Origin of the sequence: Leclercia pneumoniae (assembly GCF_017348915.1) — a bacterium.
Classification (GTDB): domain Bacteria; phylum Pseudomonadota; class Gammaproteobacteria; order Enterobacterales; family Enterobacteriaceae; genus Enterobacter; species Enterobacter pneumoniae.
Map to the genome: position 1 here is coordinate 4,362,615 of NZ_CP071383.1, position 23,239 is coordinate 4,385,853.

General features: G+C 53.4%; 18 protein-coding genes and 1 pseudogene. 12 read left to right on the forward strand and 7 right to left on the reverse strand.

Features of this window, described 5'->3' with window-relative positions; all coding sequences use genetic code 11:
• Positions 1-105 precede the first annotated feature (105 nt).
• Positions 106-2,205 carry a right-handed parallel beta-helix repeat-containing protein gene (locus JZ655_RS21140; RefSeq protein WP_207292672.1) on the reverse strand — a complete coding sequence of 700 codons (2,100 nt, stop codon included), beginning with the start codon at positions 2,203-2,205 and terminating at the stop codon, positions 106-108.
• 345 nt (positions 2,206-2,550) lie between these two features.
• Between JZ655_RS21140 and glmU the strand changes: the two genes are divergently transcribed.
• The 11 genes and pseudogenes from glmU (at position 2,551) to JZ655_RS21195 (ending at position 15,960) form a co-directional block, all read left to right on the forward strand.
• Positions 2,551-3,921 carry a bifunctional UDP-N-acetylglucosamine diphosphorylase/glucosamine-1-phosphate N-acetyltransferase GlmU gene (gene glmU / locus JZ655_RS21145; protein ID WP_207292673.1) on the forward strand — a complete coding sequence of 457 codons (1,371 nt, stop codon included), beginning with the start codon at positions 2,551-2,553 and terminating at the stop codon, positions 3,919-3,921.
• Positions 3,922-4,126: 205 nt separating this feature from the next.
• A complete protein-coding gene (gene glmS / locus JZ655_RS21150) occupies positions 4,127-5,956 on the forward strand; it encodes a glutamine--fructose-6-phosphate transaminase (isomerizing) (RefSeq protein ID WP_207292674.1) in 1,830 nt (609 codons plus the stop codon).
• 299 nt (positions 5,957-6,255) lie between these two features.
• Positions 6,256-7,296: a phosphate ABC transporter substrate-binding protein PstS gene (pstS, locus tag JZ655_RS21155; protein WP_040077712.1), complete on the forward strand. Its 1,041-nt coding sequence runs from the start codon at positions 6,256-6,258 to the stop codon at positions 7,294-7,296.
• A 79-nt stretch (positions 7,297-7,375) separates the two neighbouring features.
• A complete protein-coding gene (gene pstC / locus JZ655_RS21160) occupies positions 7,376-8,335 on the forward strand; it encodes a phosphate ABC transporter permease PstC (RefSeq protein ID WP_040077714.1) in 960 nt (319 codons plus the stop codon).
• The gene (gene pstA / locus JZ655_RS21165; RefSeq protein WP_040077715.1) at positions 8,335-9,225 is read left to right on the forward strand and encodes a phosphate ABC transporter permease PstA; all 891 of its coding nucleotides are present in this window, start codon (positions 8,335-8,337) and stop codon (positions 9,223-9,225) included. Before pstC ends, pstA begins: the two co-directional genes overlap by 1 nt.
• Before the next feature lie 47 nt (positions 9,226-9,272).
• Positions 9,273-10,046 carry a phosphate ABC transporter ATP-binding protein PstB gene (gene pstB, locus JZ655_RS21170; RefSeq protein WP_040077716.1) on the forward strand — a complete coding sequence of 258 codons (774 nt, stop codon included), beginning with the start codon at positions 9,273-9,275 and terminating at the stop codon, positions 10,044-10,046.
• Positions 10,047-10,059: 13 nt separating this feature from the next.
• The gene (phoU, locus tag JZ655_RS21175; RefSeq protein ID WP_040077717.1) at positions 10,060-10,785 is read left to right on the forward strand and encodes a phosphate signaling complex protein PhoU; all 726 of its coding nucleotides are present in this window, start codon (positions 10,060-10,062) and stop codon (positions 10,783-10,785) included.
• 326 nt (positions 10,786-11,111) lie between these two features.
• Positions 11,112-12,455 (forward strand): annotated as a pseudogene (locus JZ655_RS21180) (PTS transporter subunit EIIC); the annotation flags it as partial.
• A 41-nt stretch (positions 12,456-12,496) separates the two neighbouring features.
• A complete protein-coding gene (locus JZ655_RS21185; protein ID WP_207292676.1) occupies positions 12,497-14,020 on the forward strand; it encodes a carbohydrate porin in 1,524 nt (507 codons plus the stop codon).
• Positions 14,021-14,046: 26 nt separating this feature from the next.
• Positions 14,047-15,216, forward strand: coding sequence for an alpha/beta hydrolase (locus tag JZ655_RS21190; RefSeq protein ID WP_207292677.1), 1,170 nt, complete (start codon positions 14,047-14,049; stop codon positions 15,214-15,216).
• A 21-nt stretch (positions 15,217-15,237) separates the two neighbouring features.
• On the forward strand, positions 15,238-15,960 hold the full coding sequence (locus tag JZ655_RS21195; protein ID WP_207292678.1) for a glucosamine-6-phosphate deaminase: 723 nt from the start codon (positions 15,238-15,240) through the stop codon (positions 15,958-15,960).
• A gap of 41 nt (positions 15,961-16,001) precedes the next feature.
• Here JZ655_RS21195 and yieH read toward each other — a convergent pair whose 3' ends face one another.
• Positions 16,002-16,667: a 6-phosphogluconate phosphatase gene (gene yieH / locus JZ655_RS21200; protein ID WP_046886358.1), complete on the reverse strand. Its 666-nt coding sequence runs from the start codon at positions 16,665-16,667 to the stop codon at positions 16,002-16,004.
• 167 nt (positions 16,668-16,834) lie between these two features.
• Here yieH and adeP point away from each other — a divergent pair, with 167 nt between their 5' ends.
• Positions 16,835-18,172, forward strand: coding sequence for an adenine permease AdeP (gene adeP, locus JZ655_RS21205; RefSeq protein ID WP_154298909.1), 1,338 nt, complete (start codon positions 16,835-16,837; stop codon positions 18,170-18,172).
• A 60-nt stretch (positions 18,173-18,232) separates the two neighbouring features.
• Here adeP and JZ655_RS21210 read toward each other — a convergent pair whose 3' ends face one another.
• The 5 genes from JZ655_RS21210 to tnaB all read right to left on the reverse strand — a co-directional run bounded on the left by JZ655_RS21210 (position 18,233) and on the right by tnaB (position 23,214).
• Positions 18,233-18,799: an NADPH-dependent FMN reductase gene (locus JZ655_RS21210; RefSeq protein WP_040077725.1), complete on the reverse strand. Its 567-nt coding sequence runs from the start codon at positions 18,797-18,799 to the stop codon at positions 18,233-18,235.
• Between the two features lie 36 nt (positions 18,800-18,835).
• Complete coding sequence (locus JZ655_RS21215) at positions 18,836-19,585, reverse strand: 4'-phosphopantetheinyl transferase family protein (RefSeq protein WP_207292679.1); 750 nt, start codon at positions 19,583-19,585, stop codon at positions 18,836-18,838.
• 121 nt (positions 19,586-19,706) lie between these two features.
• Positions 19,707-20,690, reverse strand: coding sequence for an HTH-type transcriptional regulator YidZ (gene yidZ, locus JZ655_RS21220; protein WP_040077727.1), 984 nt, complete (start codon positions 20,688-20,690; stop codon positions 19,707-19,709).
• On the reverse strand, positions 20,659-21,834 hold the full coding sequence (locus JZ655_RS21225) for an MFS transporter (protein WP_207292680.1): 1,176 nt from the start codon (positions 21,832-21,834) through the stop codon (positions 20,659-20,661). The genes yidZ and JZ655_RS21225 overlap by 32 nt, the downstream gene beginning before the upstream one ends.
• Positions 21,835-21,963: 129 nt before the next feature.
• Positions 21,964-23,214: a low affinity tryptophan permease TnaB gene (gene tnaB / locus JZ655_RS21230; RefSeq protein ID WP_046886355.1), complete on the reverse strand. Its 1,251-nt coding sequence runs from the start codon at positions 23,212-23,214 to the stop codon at positions 21,964-21,966.
• Positions 23,215-23,239: the final 25 nt, after the last annotated feature.

Below are 23,239 nucleotides of genomic sequence, written 5' to 3' on the forward strand. Positions count from 1 at the left end.
GCCATCATGAAACTGATCAACAAAATCATCGCTCTCTTCAGCAACATGAACGTCTCTTTCGGTACGTTCAACCACTAATCTGCTGAATGCCGAGTGGCGCTGCGCTTACCGTTTTGTGATAAGCGATGCGCCATCTGGCAGCGCCTCACCCACGCTGTTCACGCTTTTTCCTTTCTCAATAAAGTAGTTCGTCTCATCGATATTACCCACCACTGCATCGTCATACTGCCCCGGCTGTGTGCGCACTGACTTGTTACCTTTGAATACTCCCTGTGTTGACGCATCGCCGTAAGGACTTGGGCGGAAGATAAAGTTGAATCGGTGGTTATCAACGGCCAGGTTATTCTCTACCACTAACTGGCCCGGGTTGAAGTTATCGGTAAATCCATCCAGATGATTCCCTTCCGCTTTACTGTTACGAATCTCGTGTGCCACCGGCTGCCCTTCCCCGCCGAGCTTAAAGCCATTGCTGGTGTTATTGCGGGCAATTGAATTCTCGATCACCACAACGCCATTAGCCCCGTCTTCGATTTTATTAAACAGGTCAAAGCCGTCGTCGATATTGTCGTGGGAATAGCAGTTTTCCAGGCGATTCCCCTCTCCGACCCGCATTTTCACGGCAAAGCCATCAGCATTGATTTTGCCCGGATCTTCATTGGCAAAAGATTCCGCGTTGACGACCCGGTTATAGCTGGCCCAAAGCGGACGGCCAATCTTTTCTGGGGAAGAGATTTGAATGCCGGTGTCATCGTTACGGTATGCCGTGACCCCTTCAATCAGGTTGTGGCTACCCTGTATGCGCAGGCTTTTAGCGGTAACATCAATCCCTTTGATATGCCAGTAACTGGCATCTACCAGCAGCCCGTGCAGAACGGCTTTACCCTCCGCCTCGAGCGTCTTCACCTGCTCAGCGCTGCCGCTGGCGGAGAGTGGAATTTCACTACGGGGGTAGTCACCCGCGGCAAGCGTAATCTTGCCGCCAGGGGCGAGCAGGCTGATGGCGGTGGCTAAATCCATTGGCGAGGCGAGCGTTCCCTTCCCGTCAGCTTTGCCCTCCGGTGCGACATAGAGATGTGAAGCCTCGATGCCGGTGACCTTCTCAACGGAGAAGCGCTGCTCTACGGCTTCGCCGCGGGTGGGGGTGAAGGTGAGGCTGAATAGGTTATTCTCTTTTAGGATCGCTGGCGCGGAGTACATCTCTCCGGCTTTAACCGGTTTTTCGTTACCGATCACCACTTCGTTCTGGCGCAGGGTAAAGACACCGTCATAGTTGGCTCGGGCCTGCACCTGATAGGGCTCTTGTGCGCTTTTGCTGGCCGAATGGATCTGCACGACTACCGGTTGCGCTTTGGCCTGCCAGGGCTTACTGGCGACGCTATGCGCAGCGGAAGTGGTCAGCGAGGCATTGGATACGGTAATTTTGGCATTACGCGAGGCAAAAAAGCCGACGTAATAGTGGTCCTGATTCTGTACCGAGATCAGGTCTGCGCGCGGAACACTTTTACTCACCCATTCGTCGCTACCGACAGGTGACCAGGCGGTGATAAAGCCGTCGTTAGTACGTTGTAGCTTCAGGCGAAACTCTGGCGTCTGGTTGAGATCGACCTCCTCTTTATAGCTCTGTTTCACAATGGCCGCACCGGCATTTCCCCAGGGCTGCGTGATCCCCTCGCGGGTGATTGCCTGAAGCTTTATCCGATGATGATCTTTTTTATCCTGCGTCATAATGGCATTCATGACCAGGTTCGAGGCGGCCGGAAATTCTTCATAGCCCTCTTTCAGCGGTTGCTGGCGGGGCACACCAATAACATCACGCACCAGCAGGCCAGCACCCTCCTGCGCGGCGGGTTTTGCGCCATTCTCCGGCCCAAACTGATCAACTCTCACCGTCGCCTGCAGAGTAAAGTTTTCGCTGCTGGGAAGCTCAGTGTAGAAAAAGGTGAGTCCATCATGGGAATTGGCAATTTTGCCGCCCCGGCTCTCAATCACAACGGGTTTAGACAGATCAGCGGCATCCTCCGGCTCGAGAATTTTACCATCGATAGTGACATCATTAACGCCCACCTTTTCCGGCAAAACATTCGAGGAGAAATTGACGTCTGTGGACTGGCCGAACGCAATTGCTCGCCAGACCTGCGGCTGCTCCGCCGCGTTAACAGCACAGGCGCTGCAGATCATTAAGGCCAGAGGTAATTTATAATTCATTTTTATTCTCCTGAGTGATAATTGAGCGCCATTATCATCAGGATGAAACGCCGTTTCTTTTTTCTTTGTCACATTATTGGATAATTAAAACGATGTTTTGTTTTTGACCGATCTTTATTTTTGCGGCGAAAAAATAGCTAACCTGTTGTGTGAACAAGAGAGTTCCAGCAATGACGCTATTTTCCGGACGAAAAGTGATTTACTCTGCCCTGAAAAGTATCTTCAAATAGCCCGTATTGACTGATGTTGTGCGTTTTACCGCCGCTCCATTTTTTGGCGCAAAATATGTAGAATTTTCAACGTCAAAGGGTTTTACTTCTCACTCAAATTACAGTCAGGACGTGTATGTTGAACAATGCGATGAGCGTGGTCATCCTTGCCGCTGGTAAAGGCACCCGCATGTATTCCGATCTTCCGAAGGTGCTGCATACCCTTGCAGGGAAAGCGATGGTGCAGCATGTCATTGATGCCGCTAACGAAATAGGTGCCGACCAGGTTCATCTTGTTTACGGTCACGGCGCCGATATGCTGAAACAGACCCTCAGTGACGACAAACTGAACTGGGTGCTGCAGGCTGAGCAGCTGGGAACCGGCCATGCGATGCAGCAGGCTGCGCCGTTCTTTGCTGACGACGAAGATATCCTGATGCTTTACGGCGACGTGCCGCTGATTTCCGTTGAGACTCTTACCCGCCTGCGTGATGCTAAACCGCAGGGCGGCATTGGCCTCCTTACCGTTAAGCTTGATGATCCAACCGGCTACGGCCGCATCACCCGAGAAAACGGCACTGTCACCGGTATTGTTGAACATAAAGATGCCACAGAAGCGCAGCGTGAAATTCAGGAAATCAATACCGGTATCCTGATTGCCAACGGCGCGGATATGAAGCGCTGGCTATCGAAGCTGAACAATAATAACGCCCAGGGTGAGTTCTACATCACCGATATCATTGCGCTGGCGCATCAGGAAGGCCGCGAAATCGCCGCCGTCCACCCGGATCGTTTAAGTGAAGTGGAGGGCGTGAACAACCGCCTGCAACTCTCCCGCCTGGAACGAGTTTATCAGGCTGAGCAGGCTGAAAAGCTGCTGCTCGCAGGCGTTATGCTGCGCGACCCTTCGCGTTTCGATCTGCGCGGTGAACTGAACCACGGGCGCGACGTTGAAATTGATACTAACGTTATTCTGGAAGGGAAGGTCACTCTCGGCCATCGCGTTAAAATTGGCGCAGGCTGCGTGATCAAAAACAGCGTGATCGGCGACGACTGTGAAATCAGCCCGTACAGCGTGGTGGAAGATGCCAACCTGGCCGCTGCCTGCACCATCGGGCCGTTTGCACGTCTGCGCCCTGGTGCGGAGCTGCTGGAAGGCGCCCACGTGGGTAACTTCGTTGAAATGAAAAAGGCGCGCCTGGGCAAAGGCTCCAAGGCGGGCCATTTGACCTATCTGGGCGATGCGGAAATTGGCGATAACGTCAATATCGGCGCGGGTACCATCACCTGTAACTATGATGGCGCCAATAAATTCAAAACCATCATCGGCGACGACGTATTTGTAGGCTCGGATTCACAGCTGGTCGCGCCGGTGACCATTGGCAAAGGCGTGACCATTGCCGCCGGTACCACGGTAACCCGCGATGTAGCGGATGACGAACTGGTATTAAGCCGCGTGCCACAGGTGCACAAAAAGGGCTGGAAACGCCCGGTGAAGAAAAAGTAATTACTCCGCATTTTAACCCTCTCTCCTCAGGGGAGAGGGATGATTCGATGCGGTGTGTCGGGTGAGGAGATAAATATATATCCCCCCCAATAGCAGTACCTATAACAATAACCCCACTCTCTACAAGGCTCGGGGCGCCCGTAAAACGGGCAACAACAGGTCAGCGACAACGCATGGCATAACGCCATAATCAGGAAATTTAACTATGTGTGGAATTGTTGGCGCAGTCGCGCAGCGTGATATTGCTGAAATCCTTCTCGAAGGATTACGTCGTCTGGAATACCGTGGTTACGACTCTGCCGGTCTGGCAGTGGTCGATGCAGAAGGTCACATGACCCGTCTGCGCCGCCTCGGTAAAGTACAAATGCTGGCACAGGCCGCGGAAGAACATCCGCTGCATGGTGGCACAGGCATTGCTCACACCCGTTGGGCGACCCACGGCGAGCCCTCTGAAGGCAATGCGCACCCGCATGTCTCTGAACATATCGTGGTGGTGCATAACGGCATCATTGAAAACCACGAACCGCTGCGTGAAGAGCTGAAAGCGCGCGGTTATACCTTCGTCTCTGAAACTGACACCGAAGTCATTGCCCACCTGGTACATTGGGAACTGGCACAGGGCGGTACGCTGCGTGAAGCGGTACTGCGCGCTATTCCTCAACTGCGTGGCGCTTATGGCACGGTGATCATGGATTCCCGCGATCCGTCCACGCTGCTGGCGGCTCGCTCCGGCAGCCCGATGGTTATTGGCCTGGGCATGGGTGAAAACTTCATTGCTTCCGACCAGCTGGCCCTGTTGCCGGTGACACGTCGCTTTATCTTCCTCGAAGAGGGTGACATCGCGGAAGTGACACGCCGTAGCGTGACCGTATTCGATACTAAAGGCGTTCAGGTTGAACGCGCTGAGATCGAATCTAACCTGCAGTATGACGCGGGCGACAAGGGCGCGTATCGTCACTACATGCAGAAAGAGATCTACGAGCAGCCAAACGCCATCAAAAACACTCTGACCGGGCGTATCAGCCACGGTGAAGTGGATCTGAGCGAACTGGGGGCCAATGCCAATGAGATGCTGGCGAAAGTTGAGCATATCCAGATCGTGGCCTGCGGGACCTCTTACAACTCCGGTATGGTTTCTCGCTACTGGTTCGAATCGCTGGCCGGTGTGCCTTGTGATGTGGAGATCGCTTCCGAATTCCGCTATCGCAAATCGGCCGTACGCAAAAACAGCCTGATGATCACCCTGTCTCAGTCCGGTGAGACCGCCGATACACTCGCGGCGCTGCGCCTGTCGAAAGAGCTGGGCTATCTCGGTTCGCTGGCAATCTGCAACGTTCCGGGCTCGTCCCTGGTGCGTGAATCCGATCTGGCGCTGATGACCAAAGCGGGCACCGAAATCGGCGTGGCCTCTACCAAGGCCTTTACCACCCAACTGACCGTTCTGCTGATGCTGGTGGCGAAACTGGCGCGTCTGAAAGGCCTGGATGCTTCTGTTGAGCACGACATCGTTCACGGTCTGCAGGCGTTGCCGAGCCGTATCGAGCAGATGCTGTCGCAGGACAAGCGTATCGAAGCGCTGGCTGAAGATTTCTCCGACAAACATCACGCACTGTTCCTGGGGCGTGGCGATCAGTATCCCATTGCGCTGGAAGGTGCATTGAAGCTGAAAGAGATCTCCTACATCCACGCAGAAGCCTACGCAGCAGGCGAGCTGAAACACGGTCCGCTGGCGCTGATTGATGCTGATATGCCGGTTATCGTTGTCGCACCTAACAATGAACTGCTGGAAAAACTGAAGTCCAACATCGAAGAAGTGCGCGCCCGTGGTGGCCAGCTGTATGTCTTCGCCGATCAGGATGCCGGTTTTGTGAGTAACGACAACATGCACATCATTGAGATGCCGCATGTGGAAGAGGTCATTGCACCTATCTTCTACACCGTGCCGCTGCAGCTTCTGTCTTATCACGTCGCGCTGATTAAAGGCACCGACGTTGACCAGCCACGTAACCTGGCGAAGTCGGTTACTGTCGAGTAATACCTCCAGGCTCCACCTTTGGGTGGAGCTTTTCTCCCCGTTTTTTTCTTCTTGTGATGATGACAACCTGTCATCTTCAGCTATTTTTTGAGTGTCATAGAAAGAAAATTTTTCTGCAATCTTACTGTCAAAAAACCCATCAAATTACTGATAATAAAGAGTTATCTGTTTTAGATTAAAGTGAAATTTTCACTGTAATAAAACTGTCATAATTCGGACATTTATCTGTCACCTGTTTGTCCTATTTTGCTCCTCGTAGCCACTAAACAACGATTTACCAAAATCTTGCAGGAGACATTATGAAAGTTATGCGTACCACTGTCGCAACTGTTGTCGCCGCGACCTTATCGATGAGCGCGTTCTCTGTGTTCGCAGAGGCAAGCCTGACTGGTGCTGGTGCAACCTTCCCTGCGCCGGTGTATGCCAAATGGGCTGATACTTACCAGAAAGAGACTGGTAATAAGGTGAACTACCAGGGTATCGGCTCCTCCGGTGGCGTTAAACAAATTACCGCGAATACCGTTGATTTCGGCGCATCAGACGCTCCGCTGTCTGATGAGAAACTGAACCAGGAAGGTCTGTTCCAGTTCCCGACCGTTATCGGTGGTGTTGTGCTGGCCGTGAATATCCCGGGCCTGAAGTCTGGCGAGCTGGTGCTGGATGGTAAAACGCTGGGTGATATCTACCTCGGCAAAATCAAAAAATGGGATGACGAAGCCATCACTAAACTGAACCCGGGCGTGAAACTGCCTTCGCAGAACATCGCTGTGGTTCGTCGTGCTGACGGTTCCGGTACCTCCTTCGTCTTCACCAGCTACCTGGCGAAAGTGAACGAAGAGTGGAAATCCAAAGTAGGTTCTGGCTCTACCGTGAACTGGCCAACCGGTCTGGGCGGTAAAGGTAACGACGGTATCGCCGCGTTCGTACAGCGTCTGCCAGGCTCAATCGGCTACGTAGAGTACGCTTACGCGAAGCAGAACAACCTGGCTTACACCAAGCTGGTTTCTGCTGACGGCAAACCGGTGAGCCCGACCGAAGAGACCTTTGCTAACGCAGCAAAAGGCGCTGACTGGAGCAAATCCTTCGCACAGGATCTGACAAACCAGAAAGGTGACGAAGCCTGGCCAATCACCTCCACGACCTTCATCCTGGTTCATAAAGATCAGAAGAAACCTGAACAAGGCACAGAAGTGCTGAAGTTCTTCGACTGGGCATACAAAAACGGCGGCAAACAGGCTAATGACCTGGATTACGCCAGCCTGCCGGACAGCGTGGTTGAGCAGATTCGTGCTGCATGGAAAACTAACGTGAAAGATAGCAGCGGTAAAGCGCTGTACTAACAGGATATTTTTGACGAAGATGGCGGGGGCGCAAGCGCCCGCCACCTTTCGTGAAACGACGTTAACAGAAGAGTAATTTATGGCTGCAACCAAGCCTGCTTTTAATCCTCCGGGAAAAAAAGGCGACATGATCTTCAGCGCGCTAGTAAAACTGGCTGCGCTGATTGTGCTATTGCTGCTGGGCGGCATTATCGTGTCTCTGATTTTCTCCTCCTGGCCGAGCATTCAGAAATTCGGTTTCTCCTTCCTGTGGACCAAAGAGTGGGATGCGCCAAACGAAGTCTTTGGTGCGCTGGTACCCATTTACGGTACCCTGGTGACCTCGCTCATTGCCCTACTGATTGCGGTTCCGGTGAGTTTTGGTATCGCCCTGTTCCTGACGGAGCTGGCACCTGGCTGGCTGCGACGTCCGCTTGGTATCGCCATTGAACTGCTGGCGGCCATTCCGAGTATCGTATACGGCATGTGGGGCCTGTTTATCTTTGCCCCGCTGTTCGCCACATACTTCCAGGAGCCGGTTGGGAATGTGCTCTCTGCCATTCCGTTTGTGGGCGCGCTGTTCTCAGGCCCGGCGTTCGGTATCGGTATTCTGGCTGCAGGCGTGATCCTCGCCATCATGATTATTCCGTACATTGCGGCGGTTATGCGCGATGTCTTCGAACAAACCCCGGTGATGATGAAAGAGTCGGCCTACGGGATCGGCTGTACCACCTGGGAAGTTATCTGGCGCATCGTTCTTCCGTTCACCAAAAATGGGGTGATCGGGGGCATCATGTTGGGCCTGGGGCGTGCGCTGGGCGAAACTATGGCGGTGACCTTTATCATTGGTAACACCTACCAGCTCGATAGCGTCTCACTTTATATGCCGGGTAACAGCATTACTTCTGCGCTGGCGAACGAATTCGCCGAAGCGGAATCGGGGCTGCACGTTGCGGCGCTGATGGAACTGGGTCTGATTCTGTTTGTTATCACCTTCATTGTTCTGGCGATTTCTAAGCTGATGATTATGCGTCTCGCTAAAAATGAGGGGGCACGCTAATGGCGACTCTCGAAATGCAAAACACCGCTGAGCTGGCGGAATCCCGCCGCAAAATGCAGGCCAGACGCCGCACGAAGAACCGCATTGCGCTGACGCTCTCCATGGGGACGATGGCATTCGGTCTGTTCTGGCTGGTCTGGATTCTTTTCTCCACCGTGGTACGCGGTATCGATGGAATGTCGCTGGCGCTATTCACCGAGATGACGCCGCCGCCGAATACGGCGGGCGGGGGGCTGGCAAACGCCCTGGCGGGCAGTGGCCTGCTGATCCTCTGGGCGACGGTCTTTGGTACGCCGCTGGGCATCATGGCGGGGATTTATCTGGCGGAGTACGGCCGTAAGTCCTGGCTGGCTGAAGTCATTCGCTTCATCAATGACATCCTGCTGTCTGCGCCCTCTATCGTCGTCGGTCTGTTTGTTTATACCGTGGTGGTGGCACAGATGGAGCACTTCTCCGGCTGGGCTGGCGTGATTGCGCTGGCGCTGCTGCAGGTGCCTATCGTCATTCGAACTACCGAGAATATGTTGAAACTGGTGCCGGACAGCCTGCGTGAAGCGGCTTACGCGCTGGGAACGCCAAAGTGGAAAATGATCTCCGCGATTACGCTGAAAGCGTCTGTTTCCGGGATCATGACCGGTATCCTGCTGGCCGTTGCCCGTATCGCCGGTGAAACCGCCCCGCTGCTGTTTACGTCTCTCTCCAACCAGTTCTGGAGCACGGACATGATGCAGCCGATCGCCAACCTGCCGGTGACGATCTTTAAATTTGCGATGAGCCCATTCGTAGAATGGCAGCAGCTGGCCTGGGCCGGGGTGCTGATCATCACGCTTTGCGTACTGTTGCTGAACATTCTGGCGCGCGTCATTTTCGCGAAGAAGAAACACGGTTAATTTTTTACGGCGCGGCACATCGCGGCGCCGAATGAGGAAAAGAGTCAATGAGTATGGTTGATACTGCCCCGGGTAAGATTCAGGTTCGTGATTTGAACTTCTACTACGGCAAATTCCATGCACTGAAGAATATCAACCTGGATATCGCCAAGAACCAGGTTACGGCATTCATCGGTCCGTCCGGCTGTGGGAAATCCACGTTGCTGCGTACCTTTAACAAGATGTATTCGCTCTACCCAGAGCAGCGCGCTGAAGGCGAAATCATCCTGGACGGCGAAAACATCCTGACGCATGCCCAGGATATCGCCCTGCTGCGCGCGAAAGTGGGCATGGTATTCCAGAAGCCGACCCCGTTCCCGATGTCGATTTATGACAACATCGCCTTTGGCGTGCGTCTGTTTGAGAAACTCTCCCGTGCCGATATGGACGAGCGTGTGCAGTGGGCCTTGACCAAGGCCGCATTGTGGAACGAAACCAAAGATAAGTTGCACCAGAGCGGGTACTCTCTCTCCGGTGGTCAGCAGCAGCGTCTGTGCATCGCCCGCGGTATCGCTATTCGCCCGGACGTATTGCTGCTGGACGAGCCGTGCTCGGCGCTGGACCCTATTTCAACCGGGCGTATCGAAGAGCTGATCACCGAGCTGAAGCAGGATTACACCGTGGTGATCGTGACCCACAACATGCAGCAGGCTGCGCGTTGTTCCGACCATACGGCGTTTATGTACCTGGGCGAGTTGATTGAGTTCAGCGATACGGACGCGCTGTTCACCCGCCCCGCGAAGAAACAAACTGAAGATTATATTACTGGCCGCTACGGTTGATTTGGAGTGAACCATGGACAACCTCAATCTTAATAAACATATTTCCGGCCAGTTCAACGCAGAGCTGGAAAGCATCCGCACCCAGGTGATGACCATGGGCGGTATGGTGGAACAGCAGCTGACCGATGCCATCACGGCGATGCACAACCAGGACAGCGAGCTGGCGAAGCGCGTTATCGCTGGCGATCAGAACGTCAACATGATGGAAGTGGCCATCGACGAGGCCTGCGTGCGCATTATTGCCAAGCGTCAGCCAACGGCGAGCGACCTGCGTCTGGTGATGGCGATCATCAAAACTATTGCCGAGCTGGAACGTATTGGCGACGTAGCGGATAAAATCTGCCGCACCGCGCTGGAGAAGTTCTCCCAGCAGCATCAGCCGCTGCTGGTGAGCCTGGAGTCGCTGGGTCGCCACACCGTGCAGATGCTGCACGACGTGCTGGACGCCTTTGCACGTATGGATCTGGACGAAGCAGTACGTATCTACCGCGAAGATAAGAAAGTCGACCAGGAGTATGAGGGCATTGTGCGTCAGCTGATGACCTACATGATGGAAGACTCCCGCACCATTCCCAGCGTTCTGACCGCGCTGTTCTGTGCTCGCTCTATTGAGCGTATCGGCGACCGTTGTCAGAACATCTGTGAATACATCTTCTACTTCGTGAAGGGGCAGGACTTCCGTCACGTAGGCGGAGATGAGCTGGATAAGATGCTGGCGGGTAAAGATCCGAAAGAGTAATATTATTAACGCCAGCAAAGCTGGCGTTATATTTTTATAGAATCCATTCCCCATATAAATAACACCTGATGTATTTTTTGCCGGTGCGCGAATTAATTAGGCGTTAGTCACATTTTACCCTCCCCTGAATTGTTTTTATTTTTGCTCTGGAATAAAAAAGAGCGGCGCAGTTGTGTCATCAGACGCTATTTTTAGTTAATACCTTAAACATTGATAACTGGATTGTTACCGTCAACGTACGGGCAAAACCTGAAAGAGGTCCTCTCTGCATAGAGGTGCCTTTTTCAGGTTTTTTTATTTCCCGGTGGCGGTTAAAGGATGAGCAAATGGAATTAGCCGAAAAAATTGTCACAGGCGTAGGGGGCAAAGAAAATATTCTGAGCTTGCTTCATTGTGCAACCCGCCTGCGTTTCAGATTAAAAGAGAGAGATAAAGCCACGCCTGAGATCTTAAAAAATACGCCGGGTATCATCATGGTCGTTGAAAGCGCCGGTCAGTTTCAGGTCGTGATTGGCAATCATGTCCATGATGTTTATAACGCTATCAATGCCCTTATCGGGGAGAAAGCACCCGCCAGTATGGACACGGCGACGGGCAACCTTATTAATCGTTTTATTTATACGGTATCCAGTATTTTTACCCCGTTAATAGGCGTGATGGCGGCAACCGGCATACTGAAAGGAGCCCTGGCAGCGGGGGTGGTCTTTGATGTGTTAACAGAGCAGAGCGGGACTTATCGCATTCTGTTCAGCGCCAGCGATGCCCTGTTCTACTTTTTTCCGGTTATTCTGGGCTATACGGCCGGTAAACAATTTGGCGGTAATCCTTTTGTCTCGATGGCCATTGGTGGCGCATTAATACATCCCACCATCATTCAGTCTCTGGGAAGTGCGGCGGCTACGCCACATGAATTTATGGGTTTACCCGTTACGTTTATCAATTATAGCGCTTCCGTCATCCCGATAATCTTCTCTGCCTGGTTTTGTTGCGTCGTAGAGAAACGCCTTAATAACTGGCTCCCTTCATCAATGAAAAATTTCGTCACGCCGCTTCTTTGTCTGATGGTGACGACCCCTCTGGCCTTTCTGGTTATTGGGCCACTCGCCACCTGGATAAGTAACGGCATTGCCCAGGGTTATTTGGCGCTTTACGGCTTTGCTCCGGGGGTTGCTGGCATCGTTATGGGCGGGTTATGGCAAGTGTTTGTCATGTTTGGCCTGCACTGGGGGCTGGTACCGTTATGCATTAATAACTTCACGGTGCTGGGATATGACTCGCTCCTGCCTTTGCTGGTGCCAGCCATTCTTGCGCAGGTTGGCGCTGCGCTGGCCATGTTCTGCTTTGAACGCGACCCGCAAAAGAGAGTGGTTGCCGGGTCGGCTGCAATTACTGGTCTCTTTGGTATCACCGAACCGGCCGTTTATGGCGTTAATTTACCGCGCAAATACCCCTTTTATATCGCCTGTATCAGTGGCGCCTGCGGAGGGCTGTTGGTCGGGCTCGCGCAAACCAAAGCCTGGTCTTTTGGGATGCCAGGCATCTTCACCTTTATGCAAATTCTTCCCCCCGGCGGGGTGGATTATAGCGTCTGGGCTTGTTTGTTGGGCTCAGCCCTCGCTCTCGCCGCGGCTTTTATTGGCTCTTTGCTCTTTTGCTATTTCGCGGATAAGGCATCCGCCGTCGCTTAATTCATTTGAAAAAGGAATTCATTATGTTCAGGAGAAATATCATAGCCTCTGCGCTTGTCATGATACTGCCGGGTTTGAGCTGGGCGGGCTCATTGACGGTCGAACAACGCCTGGAGATGCTTGAAAAAGCGTTAAAGGAGACGCAGGCCGAATTACAGCATTACAAAAATCAGGCCGTCCCCGTTCAGGTCGCCGATAAACCGGCGAAAAAGCCGGCCACCGTGCTGGTGAAAAATGAGAGCAAAGATGTATCTGCTATCACCATGAAGGATTTCAGTAAGTTTGTTAAAGATGAGATTGGCTTTAGCTATAACGGCTATTTCCGTTCCGGCTGGGGCAGTGCGTCTCACGGCTCGCCCAAATCCTGGGCCATTGGCTCTCTCGGGCGACTGGGTAATGAATATACCGGCTGGTTTGATTTACAGCTGAAACAGCGGGTCTGGCATGAGGGCAACAAACGTGTCGATGCGATCGTTATGCTGGATGGCAACGTCAGTCAGCAGTACTCCACCGGCTGGTTTGGTGACAATGCGGGTGGCGAAAACTATTTACAGTTCTCCGACATGTACGTCACCACGCAGGGTTTCCTGCCATTTGCGCCGGAAGCCGACTTCTGGGTGGGTAAACATGGCGCACCGAAAATCGAAATCCAGATGCTGGACTGGAAAACACAGCGTACGGATGCTGCCGCAGGAGTGGGGCTGGAAAACTGGAAGGTGGGCCCTGGCAAGGTGGATATTGCGCTGGTGCGTGAAGATGTGGATGACTACGACCGCGATCTGAATAACAAACAGCAAATCAATACCAATACCGTCGACCTTCGCTATAAAGAGCTCCCTCTGTGGGAAGACGCCACGCTGATGCTCAGCGGGCGCTATGTAGCGGGTAATCAGAGCGCCAGCGAGAAAAGTAATCAGGATAATAATGGCTATTACCGCTGGAAAGACACCTGGATGGTGGGCAGTACCCTCACGCAGAAACTCTCTGACGGCGGCTTTAATGAGTTTTCGCTGCTGGTTGCGAATAACTCCATAGCCAGCAGTTTTTCACGTTATGCGGGCTCCAGCCCGTTCACCACGAATAATGGCCGTTACTATGGTGACCATACTAACGGGACAGCTGTCCGTCTGGCCTCACAGGGAGAGATGTATCTCGGCGATAAGGTGATTGTCGCCAATGCGCTGGTCTACTCCTTCGGCAACGACGTCTACAGCTATGAAACGGGTGCCCACAGCGATTTTGATTCGATACGTGCCGTTGTCCGTCCGGCCTGGATCTGGGATAACTTCAACCAGACCGGCGTAGAGCTCGGTTACTTCAGACAGAAAAATACCGATCTGAACGGCAAGAACTATTACGAGTCGGGTTATAAAACCACGCTGTTCCACACCTTTAAAGTCAACACCAGCATGTTGACCTCCCGTCCCGAAATCCGTTTTTACGGCACCTACATTAAAGCGGATGAGACCGATTTAGATCACTTCACTTTCGAAGACCAAAAACAGGACCAGTTTGCGCTCGGTGCGCAGGCTGAAATCTGGTGGTAACAGGCTACTTAACAAGGATGAAACTGATGAACAAAATGAAGACCGCTTTATCCATCATTACGCTTTCAGTTTGCTTCGCTCAGCAACTTTACGCGATGCCGCTACCTGCGATGCCGGATCCCGCGCAGCCCGTGAACCGGTTTGTTACGCAGGTGAATGCGGATAACTCCATTACCTTTCGCTATTTTGCACCACAGGCAAAAAGCGTCTCTGTGGTGGTGGGCATACCTACGCCAGAGAGCATCCACCCCATGACCAAAGACAGTACCGGTTTATGGAGCTGGCGCGGGCCGGTGATGGAGCCCAATTTGTATGAGTATTTTTTCAACGTTGACGGCGTGCGCAGTATCGATACCGGCACGGCGATGACCAAGCCGCAGCGCCAGGTTAACACCAGCATGGTGCTGGTACCTGGCAGCATGCTGGATACCAATCCGGTACCGCATGGCGATCTGATAACGCTGACCTACCACTCGGATGCGTTGAAATCAGAACGCCAGCTCTTTGTCTGGACGCCGCCAGGCTATAGCGGTCAGGGTGACCCGCTACCGGTGCTCTATTTTTATCACGGGTTTGGCGATACGGTACGTTCCGCGGTCGACCAGGGGCGTATCGCGCAGATCATGGACAATTTGTTAGCGAAAGGGGCAATTAAACCGATGCTGGTGGTGGTACCGGATACGGAAACGGACGCAGAGGGCATCGTTCCTGAAACCTTTGTGCCCGCTGAACGGCGGAAAGTGTTCTACCCCCTGAATGCTAAAGCCGCTGACCAGGAGCTGATGACCGACATCATTCCATTAATCAGCAAGCGCTTTCATGTACGAAACGATGCCGAAGGGCGCGCGCTCGCCGGGCTCTCCCAGGGAGGGTACCAGGCGCTCGTCTCTGCCCTTAACCACCCCGAAAGTTTCGGCTGGCTTGCATCTTTTAGTGGCGTGACCACCACCACGGTGCCTGATGCAGGCGTTAGCGCACGCCTTGATGACCCGACCTCGATTAATCAACAGCTACATAATTTTACCCTGGCAGTGGGCAGCAAGGATGACGTGACCGGGAAGGATATCGCCGGGCTGAAGGCCGAGCTGGAAAAGCGGAATATCCGTTTTGAATACCATGAGTATCCGGGGCTTAACCATGAAATGGATGTCTGGCGCCCGGCCTACGCGCAATTCGTGCAGACAGTATTCAAATAACTTTCGGATCAGGATGATCACATGAAACTTATATTGACCGACGATTACGAACAGATGAGCCAGGCAGCCGCGCAACATCTGCTGAGCTATATGACCAGACCGGGCCGGGTTAATCTGGCCATCACCGCCGGGAAGACCCCGAAACGCATGTATGAGCTGTTAATCCCGATGATGAAGAGCAAGCAGGGGATAAATAGCCATTTTTACAACTTCGACGAGATCCCTTTTCGCGGCAAAACAGGCGATGGCGTGACAATCACCAATCTGCGTCGTCTCTTTTTTACCCCGGCGCAGATAGAGGAATCCCGCATACACCCGCTGACGGTTGAAAACTATCAGCAGCACGACGCCACTCTGGCCGCAGAGGGGGGGCTTGATCTGGTGGTGATGGGGCTGGGGGCTGACGGCCATTTTTGCGGGAACCTCCCCGGAACCACCCACTTCCATGAGATGACCACCAAAGTGGCGATTGAAGGGGAGATTGTCGCGATGGTGGCTCATGGCGAACTGGGGGGTGATTTTTCGCTGGTACCGGATTGCTATGTCACGATGGGGCCAAGAAGCATTATGGCCGCGAGAAATTTACTGCTTATCGTCAATGGCGCAGCGAAGGCGAAGGCGTTAAAAGGGGCGCTGGAAGGGCCAGTGAGCGAGCGCCTGCCTGCATCGGTGTTGCAGCTTCACCCCTCGCTGACGGTCATTGCAGACAATGCCGCCGCCGCGGCGCTCTCGTCCAACGCCTGATCAACGCTAAAGCTCCGCCGCGGCCTGCGGCGGAGCTGATCTTAACGGGTGATATGCCAGCCGCGCGCTTTCCACAGGCCGGGCAATTCTGCCAGATCGGTAAAGGTGGTCACCTTAGGATGGTGGATCGGCTTGTTATGCGGGTCGGCACAGAAGTAAAACACCTCCATCCCCGCATCAATCCCCGATTGCGCGCCCGCGGAGGAGTCATCCACCAGAATGCAATTTTCCACGTTTACATTCATCGCTTTTGCCGCGTGAAACATCAGGGCCGGATCGGGCTTCCAGCGCTGAATATCGTAACCGCTGAACAGTTTTTCCGGGAAGTGGTGCAACATCTCTAGCTTACCGAGTGAATGCTGCATTTTGCTGACCGGGCCGTTAGAAACCACGCACATTGGCACGGTCATCGCCTCCAGCAAGGCGTTTGCGCCTGCGATCACCTCAAGTTCCGCATCGAAAAGGCGTGCGACCTCGGCGCGGTAAACCGGTTCGAGATCGGCTTTCGCCAGATCAACGCCGTGCTCAGTATTAATAATGTCGATAATTTCGTAGAGCTTAACGCCTTTAAAGCGTTTAAAAATCTCGTCGAGATCGAGCGTAATGCCAAACTCCTGGAACATGGCGACATACGCACGGGCGCAAATGACCTCACTGTCGACCAGCGTACCGTCGCAGTCGAAAAATACCGCTTCAATCTGAGACATGCCTTTCCCTTTTTAACAGGTTTAACGTTTACGTACTGATTGTTTGTGGCACGCAATCGTTGCCGTATAAGCAAAATCAATGAAAAAAAGTACGCCACAAACACCCCTATTGTCGCATTTTGGTATAGGATAGCGACGGATTTTCCCTCCCTGTTCGGAAATAGATGATGAGTCAACAACATACTACCCAGGCATCTGGCAAGGGTCTGCTTGAGCGCGTGTTTAAACTGCGCGAGCACGGTACAACGGCGCGCACCGAAGTGATCGCGGGTTTTACCACCTTCCTGACAATGGTCTATATCGTTTTTGTTAACCCGCAAATTCTGGGCGTGGCTGGCATGGATACCAGCGCCGTCTTCGTTACCACCTGTCTGATCGCCGCGTTCGGCAGCATTTTAATGGGGCTGTTCGCCAACCTGCCGGTTGCGCTGGCTCCGGCGATGGGTCTGAATGCGTTCTTCGCCTTCGTCGTGGTTCAGGCCATGGGCTTGCCATGGCAGGTCGGTATGGGTGCGATTTTCTGGGGCGCAGTCGGTCTGTTGCTGCTGACCATTTTCCGCGTACGTTACTGGATGATTGCCAATATCCCGGTGAGCCTGCGCGTGGGCATCACCAGCGGTATCGGTCTGTTTATCGGGATGATGGGGCTGAAAAATGCTGGCGTGATCGTGGCGAACCCGGAAACCCTGGTCAGCATCGGTAACCTGACCTCCCACAGCGTGCTGCTGGGCATCCTGGGCTTCTTTATCATCGCTATTCTGGCGTCCCGTAACATTCATGCTGCGGTACTGGTTTCGATCATCGTAACCACGCTGCTGGGCTGGATGCTGGGCGACGTGCACTACAGCGGCATCATCTCTGCGCCGCCGAGCGTCAGCACCGTGGTCGGTCACGTGGATCTGGCCGGCTCCCTGAATCTGGGTCTGGCAGGCGTGATCTTCTCCTTTATGCTGGTGAACCTGTTCGACTCCTCCGGTACCCTGATTGGCGTGACCGATAAAGCGGGCCTGGCAGATGAGAAAGGCAAATTCCCGCGCATGAAGCAGGCACTGTTCGTGGATAGCGTCTCCTCGGTAACCGGCTCTTTTATCGGTACCTCTTCTGTTACCGCTTACATTGAGTCCTCTTCAGGCGTGTCTGTGGGCGGTCGTACCGGCCTGACAGCGGTTGTTGTGGGTCTGCTGTTCCTGCTGGTTATCTTCCTTTCGCCGCTGGCGGGGATGGTGCCACCGTATGCGGCCGCAGGTGCGCTGATTTACGTGGGCGTACTGATGACCTCCAGCCTGTCGCGCGTGAAGTGGGACGACCTTACCGAAGCAGTACCGGCGTTTATTACCGCGGTGATGATGCCGTTCAGCTTCTCGATTACCGAAGGTATCGCGCTGGGCTTTATCTCTTACTGCGTGATGAAGGCGGGCACCGGACGTTTCCGTGAAATTAGCCCGTGTGTGATCGTGGTAGCGCTGCTGTTCGTGCTGAAGATTGTCTTTATCGATGCAAAATAAACAGCAAGCGGGCTTGCTGGTTTGTGTCCTCTCCCGGCGGGAGAGGACATCAGGCTGTGCTTACGCCTTCACCCGCTTGATGTAATCACCAAACGCGGTCAATTGCCCTGAGAGATGGTCCAGCGTGCTCTGGTCAATCACTTCACCTGTTTGTGGATCGACCTTGTTCTGAATCACGCCGCCCATAAATTCCGGTTTGTTCATAACCATCGCGTCGAGGAACACCAGGATCTGACGCAGATGGTACTGGCAGCGCGCGCCGCCGATGGCACCCATGGAGCTGGTCTGGATCAGCACCGGTTTACCCGCCAGCGGCTGTTCCGGCAGACGAGAGAGCCAGTCGATCGCATTTTTTAATCCACCCGGTACCGAGTAGTTATATTCCGGGGTCACAATCACCACCCCATCTGCCTGGCGAATCTGTTCAGCCAGCGCTTCAACGCTTTGCGGGAACCCCTCTTCTTGCTGAACATCGGCATCGTACAGCGGGATATCCCCAATAGACGGCAGGGCGTCGACCGTCATCCCCTCTGGCGCCAGTTTCGGCAGCGTACGGGCAACCATCCCGTTAAATGAACCTTTGCGCAGGCTTCCCAGTAACGTAACAACTTTCAACGTATCAGACATGATTACTCCTGTTTCATCATGATGGCCCTGGACGGGTCAGCTAAGGGTAAATGCTTTCTCTGCGGGTAAACTGGTTAATCTCATCAGACGCGTGGCGGGTTCGTTGGCACGCTCGGGAACGTCCGCCAGGCTATTCCAGCCATGCTTGCTGTCAAATTCCCAGATATTCAAACGCTCAATCGCGGGCGTAACGGCGAGAGACCAGATCAGAACATCTTCTGCGTCGCTGAGGGCCTCTACAAGCGTTGCCTGGGTGGCGCGAAGTCGTCCGGAACCTGGAAGCAATTGTAGCTGCCGGGCATCGTCAGAGGCGCATCCGCAGAGTTTACGAATACTCTGGCGCAGGGTAATGAGCTGCGCTTTGGCTTCATTAGGATCGTTTTGATTACGCACCCACAGCAGTTCATTGCTGGATAACGGATAGGTGTCGTGGGCATGCGGCCCGCCGTGGAAGCCACGAATAGCGCGCTGCAGTTCCATATCCAGACCACAATCGCCCTCTGTCGTGAGCGCTACACCGACAATATTCCCGGTATAGGCGATGGAAAAACGAGGCAGTTCAGGGTTGGCAAATACAGGGCGCCCCTCCGGCAGGGTGATGATATCCGGTAGCTCAGTGGTGCCGTAAAGCATAAACAGCAGTTCGGCGAGCAGCGCTCTTGAGGCGATAAAACGTGAGCGGCGATGTTCCGGCAGTATCCGTGCTTCATCATGACAGGCGGGGGAGAGCCTGGTAGAGACAAGATGTCCCTGGGTAAGTATCCCTCTAGCAAAGTGCGTTGCCATTTTTCGCTCCGTGATAATGGTTTGTGCCTGGTTAAACGGTTACATCATTATCGCTTAACTCTTCCTCAGTTTTAATCCGTAAAGTTGATTATTAGAAGTCCCGACACCGAACTTTACATTTTCAGATATAAAAATCGGATTCCTCGCGCAGTGAATCGCGATAGAGGGCCTTGATCGTCTCTTTAAGCCAGATGATTTTCGGGTTATGGCTGTTACGTTTGTGCCAGATAAGCGTAAAGGGCACGGTAAGTTTTTCTGCCATCGCTTCGTCGATAGGGATCGGACGCGTCACCAGCTTACGCTGGTGGAGATGATTATAGTGCCGGCAGTAGTGCGGCGCGGTCGCAATGTAGTCATGGTGCGGCTGCGCAGCCATAAACATCGACTGCTCAAACCCCGGCAGGCTCATAGCAATATTGCGCGTCAGCCCCATCTCATTTAACACCTCGTCCAGCGCCCAGGTGTCGCTACGCTCCCAAAAGATACTGATATGGGGGTAGCGGAGAAACGTCTCGAGATTCCACTCCTCCTGAAGCGCCGGATGGCCCTCACGCAGGTAGACGCAGGGGCGGTCGGAAAAGAGAATTTCATGGTCGATAAACCACGGCAGCAATTTCAACAGTTCGCGGGAGCGAGGATGGGTTTCGCGACCGGTAAAGCCGATATCCACTTCACCCCGGGTTATGGCATCCAGCGAGTCGTAGTCCCAGTGGCGCATACGCACCGAGGCCTGGGGGTAGCGCTGGTTTATCCTGTCCAGAAGCGCGTTAAAGCGGATCAACATTAACGGCGTTTCTGCCGCCAGTTCAAACTTCATCCCCCCCGGGGAGTCATTGTGTGACTTGTCGAGGATCTGATTGCCTATCTGCATCCAGTCGGCAAGATCGTGCTCCAGGCTTACCGTCAGCGGCGTTGGCAGTAACCCGAGCGGGGTTTTCACAAATAACGGATCATCGAACCAGGCGCGCAGCTTTGCCAGCGCTTTGCTGACCGCGGACGGCGTGATGTTCATTCGCTTCGCCGCCCGGGTAACGCTTCGCTCCTGCAACAACAGTTGCAGGGTGAGTAACAGATTAAGATCCAGACTGCTGAGGGGCTTCTTCATAATGGGCTATGGGCCGAATCGCCAGAAGGAGAACAATGCAGAGAATGCTACAGCCAATCAGAATCCCGATCAGCATATTCAGCGCATTAAGGCCGAGTACGGCGGCGAGCCAAATCCACAGCGACGAGCCGCACACCTGCGCGATACCTAATACTGAACTGGCCACGCCTGCCCGCAACGAAAAGGGTCCTAACGCCTGACTCATCGCTACGCCAAAGCCGACGGAGAAACCGGCGCAAATCAGCGTAATGCCCGCCAACATCAAAGAGTGCGAACTTGCCGATGCGAGCAGCACGCCTGCGGCCAGGAACAGTACCTGTGAGGTCAGCATCAGGGTGCGCTGGCTAAAGATATTTAGCGCAAAAGGAGTAGAGAAGGAGACGGCCATACTTACCAGCGCGGTAGAGGCCATCACTGTAGAGTATTCGCCGCGATCAAAGCCCATGGTTTCCATCAGCAATACCGGGGAAACGTTTACATAGGTCAGGATCACCGCCACGCTGAGGGTCGTGACCAGCAGTCTGCTAATAAAAAATCGGTTTAGCAGTTTTTCCGCCGGATGGAAGGTGGTCCCCGTCCGGGAGTGTTGTGAACCCGGGTGGGTCTCTTTCAATACCGCAATAGAGAGGAGGAAGACCAACATCCCCATTACCGCCATGGTCCAGAACAGGCTTTGCCAGGGCAATTTGAGCATAATCAGATAACCGATGACCGGCGCCAGTACCGGAATAATGCAGGTAATGCCGTTAAGCATCGAGAGCACTTTCGCACGTCGTTGGGCGCTTAACGTATCGCGCAGAATAGCAAACGCCACCACGTAGCAGCCGCCAGCGCCAACGCCCTGAATGAAGCGTCCGATCAGGAAAAGGGTGCTTTCTTGCGCTTGTGAACAGAGTACTGACGCGAGGGCAAAAATCACGGCGCCGGTAATCGCCACGGGCTGACGTCCTGCTTTATCGGCAATTTTCCCGGCAAACACCATTGAGGAGGCCATTCCCGCGAGGTAGGCCGAAAAGGCAATGTGCAACTGCGCTTCACTGGCCCCCAGGTCGCGGGCGATATGCGGAAAACCGACCAGATACATATCAATGCCAGACGGATAAAGCAGAACCAGTGCAAAGCTACAAAACAGAAAACGAGCCATAGATCCCCCATAGATGCAGGCAAGCAGAATAGGGGTTGGGAAGGGGATAAGCGAGTTGCCATTTGGACAAAGGTGATTTCCTGTCAGGAAAGCCACCCGGGCGGGTGGCGTAGACAACGAGCGCGGACGTTAACCGAAGCGTGGCAAAACGTTAAAGGTGCTGCCGAACCAGCAGAGAATAACCGCAATACCAAACAGAATGACCAGCCCCGGAATAAACAGCCCTCCCCAGACGGTGAAGGTTTTTTCGGGAAACTTTTTTCTCGCTTTTAATGCCAGCACGGCAGGAACAATCACGGCCCAGATGGTTGCGCACAATCCCGCACCGCCAATGCCATAGATAAAGCCATTCGGGAAGATGAGATAGAGAATGGCGGGTGGCAGAAAGGTTAACAAAACCGTTTTCAGGCGTCCGACAGGAGAGTTATCGATGTTAAAGAGATCGGCAAGATAATCGAACAGCCCCAGGGTGACGCCGAAGAAAGAGCTGGCGACCGCGAGGTTAGAGAAGACCAGCAGGCAAAATTCGATCACGCCGTGCTGTCGGGTGCCGAGGAATGATTTCACCAGCGAATCAACATTGCCGCCTGAAGAGATAATCTCGTTAAAGCTCTCGCGGGTGATATTGCCCATCGTGCAATACAACCAGAACAGATAAATGAACAGGGCCAACAGCGAACCAAAGACAATGCTTTTAATCAGCTTATCTTTTCGTTTGCCGTAGCAGATGATTAAGCTGGGTATATTGCCATGAAAACCAAACGACGCCAGACAGACCGGCAAGGCCATAAAAATATAGGGGAAATAGGCTGTGTTGCTGGTGGTACTGACATTAATGTCCCGTAAAATGGCGTAGTCCACCTGGAAGAAAAACGACCCAAAAACAATAATAAACGCAATGATCTTAATCCCCAGGAAAAGCGAGGTAATACGGCTGGCTGCCAGGGAACTGACCCATAATACCGCCGCAACAAAGATCGCTGTACCTATCCCCACGAGGCGCGGATTAACATGCGTCCCCTGGTTCATGGCGATGGTTTCACTAATGATCGCGCCATTGGCAGAGATATACGCATAAGTAAGAATATACAGAACAAAGGCGACCGTGAAGCCACTCACCACATTCCATTTATTGCCAATCAGATCTTTGGTGATGGTATTAAAGCTGGAACCGACAGGATAATTTAAATTGGCCTCTAACAGTAATAATCCTGAGTGAAGCATTGAAAACCAGGCGATGATTAAAATAAATGCGCCCCAAAAAAACCACGAGCCTGCTAAATCCACGGGTAAAGCAAACATTCCCCCGCCAATAACCGTACCTGCTATTACCATGACACCCCAAAACGAGGAGTGTTTAGTCTTTAAACTGTTATCCATGGTGCACCCATTAATTATGGTTAGC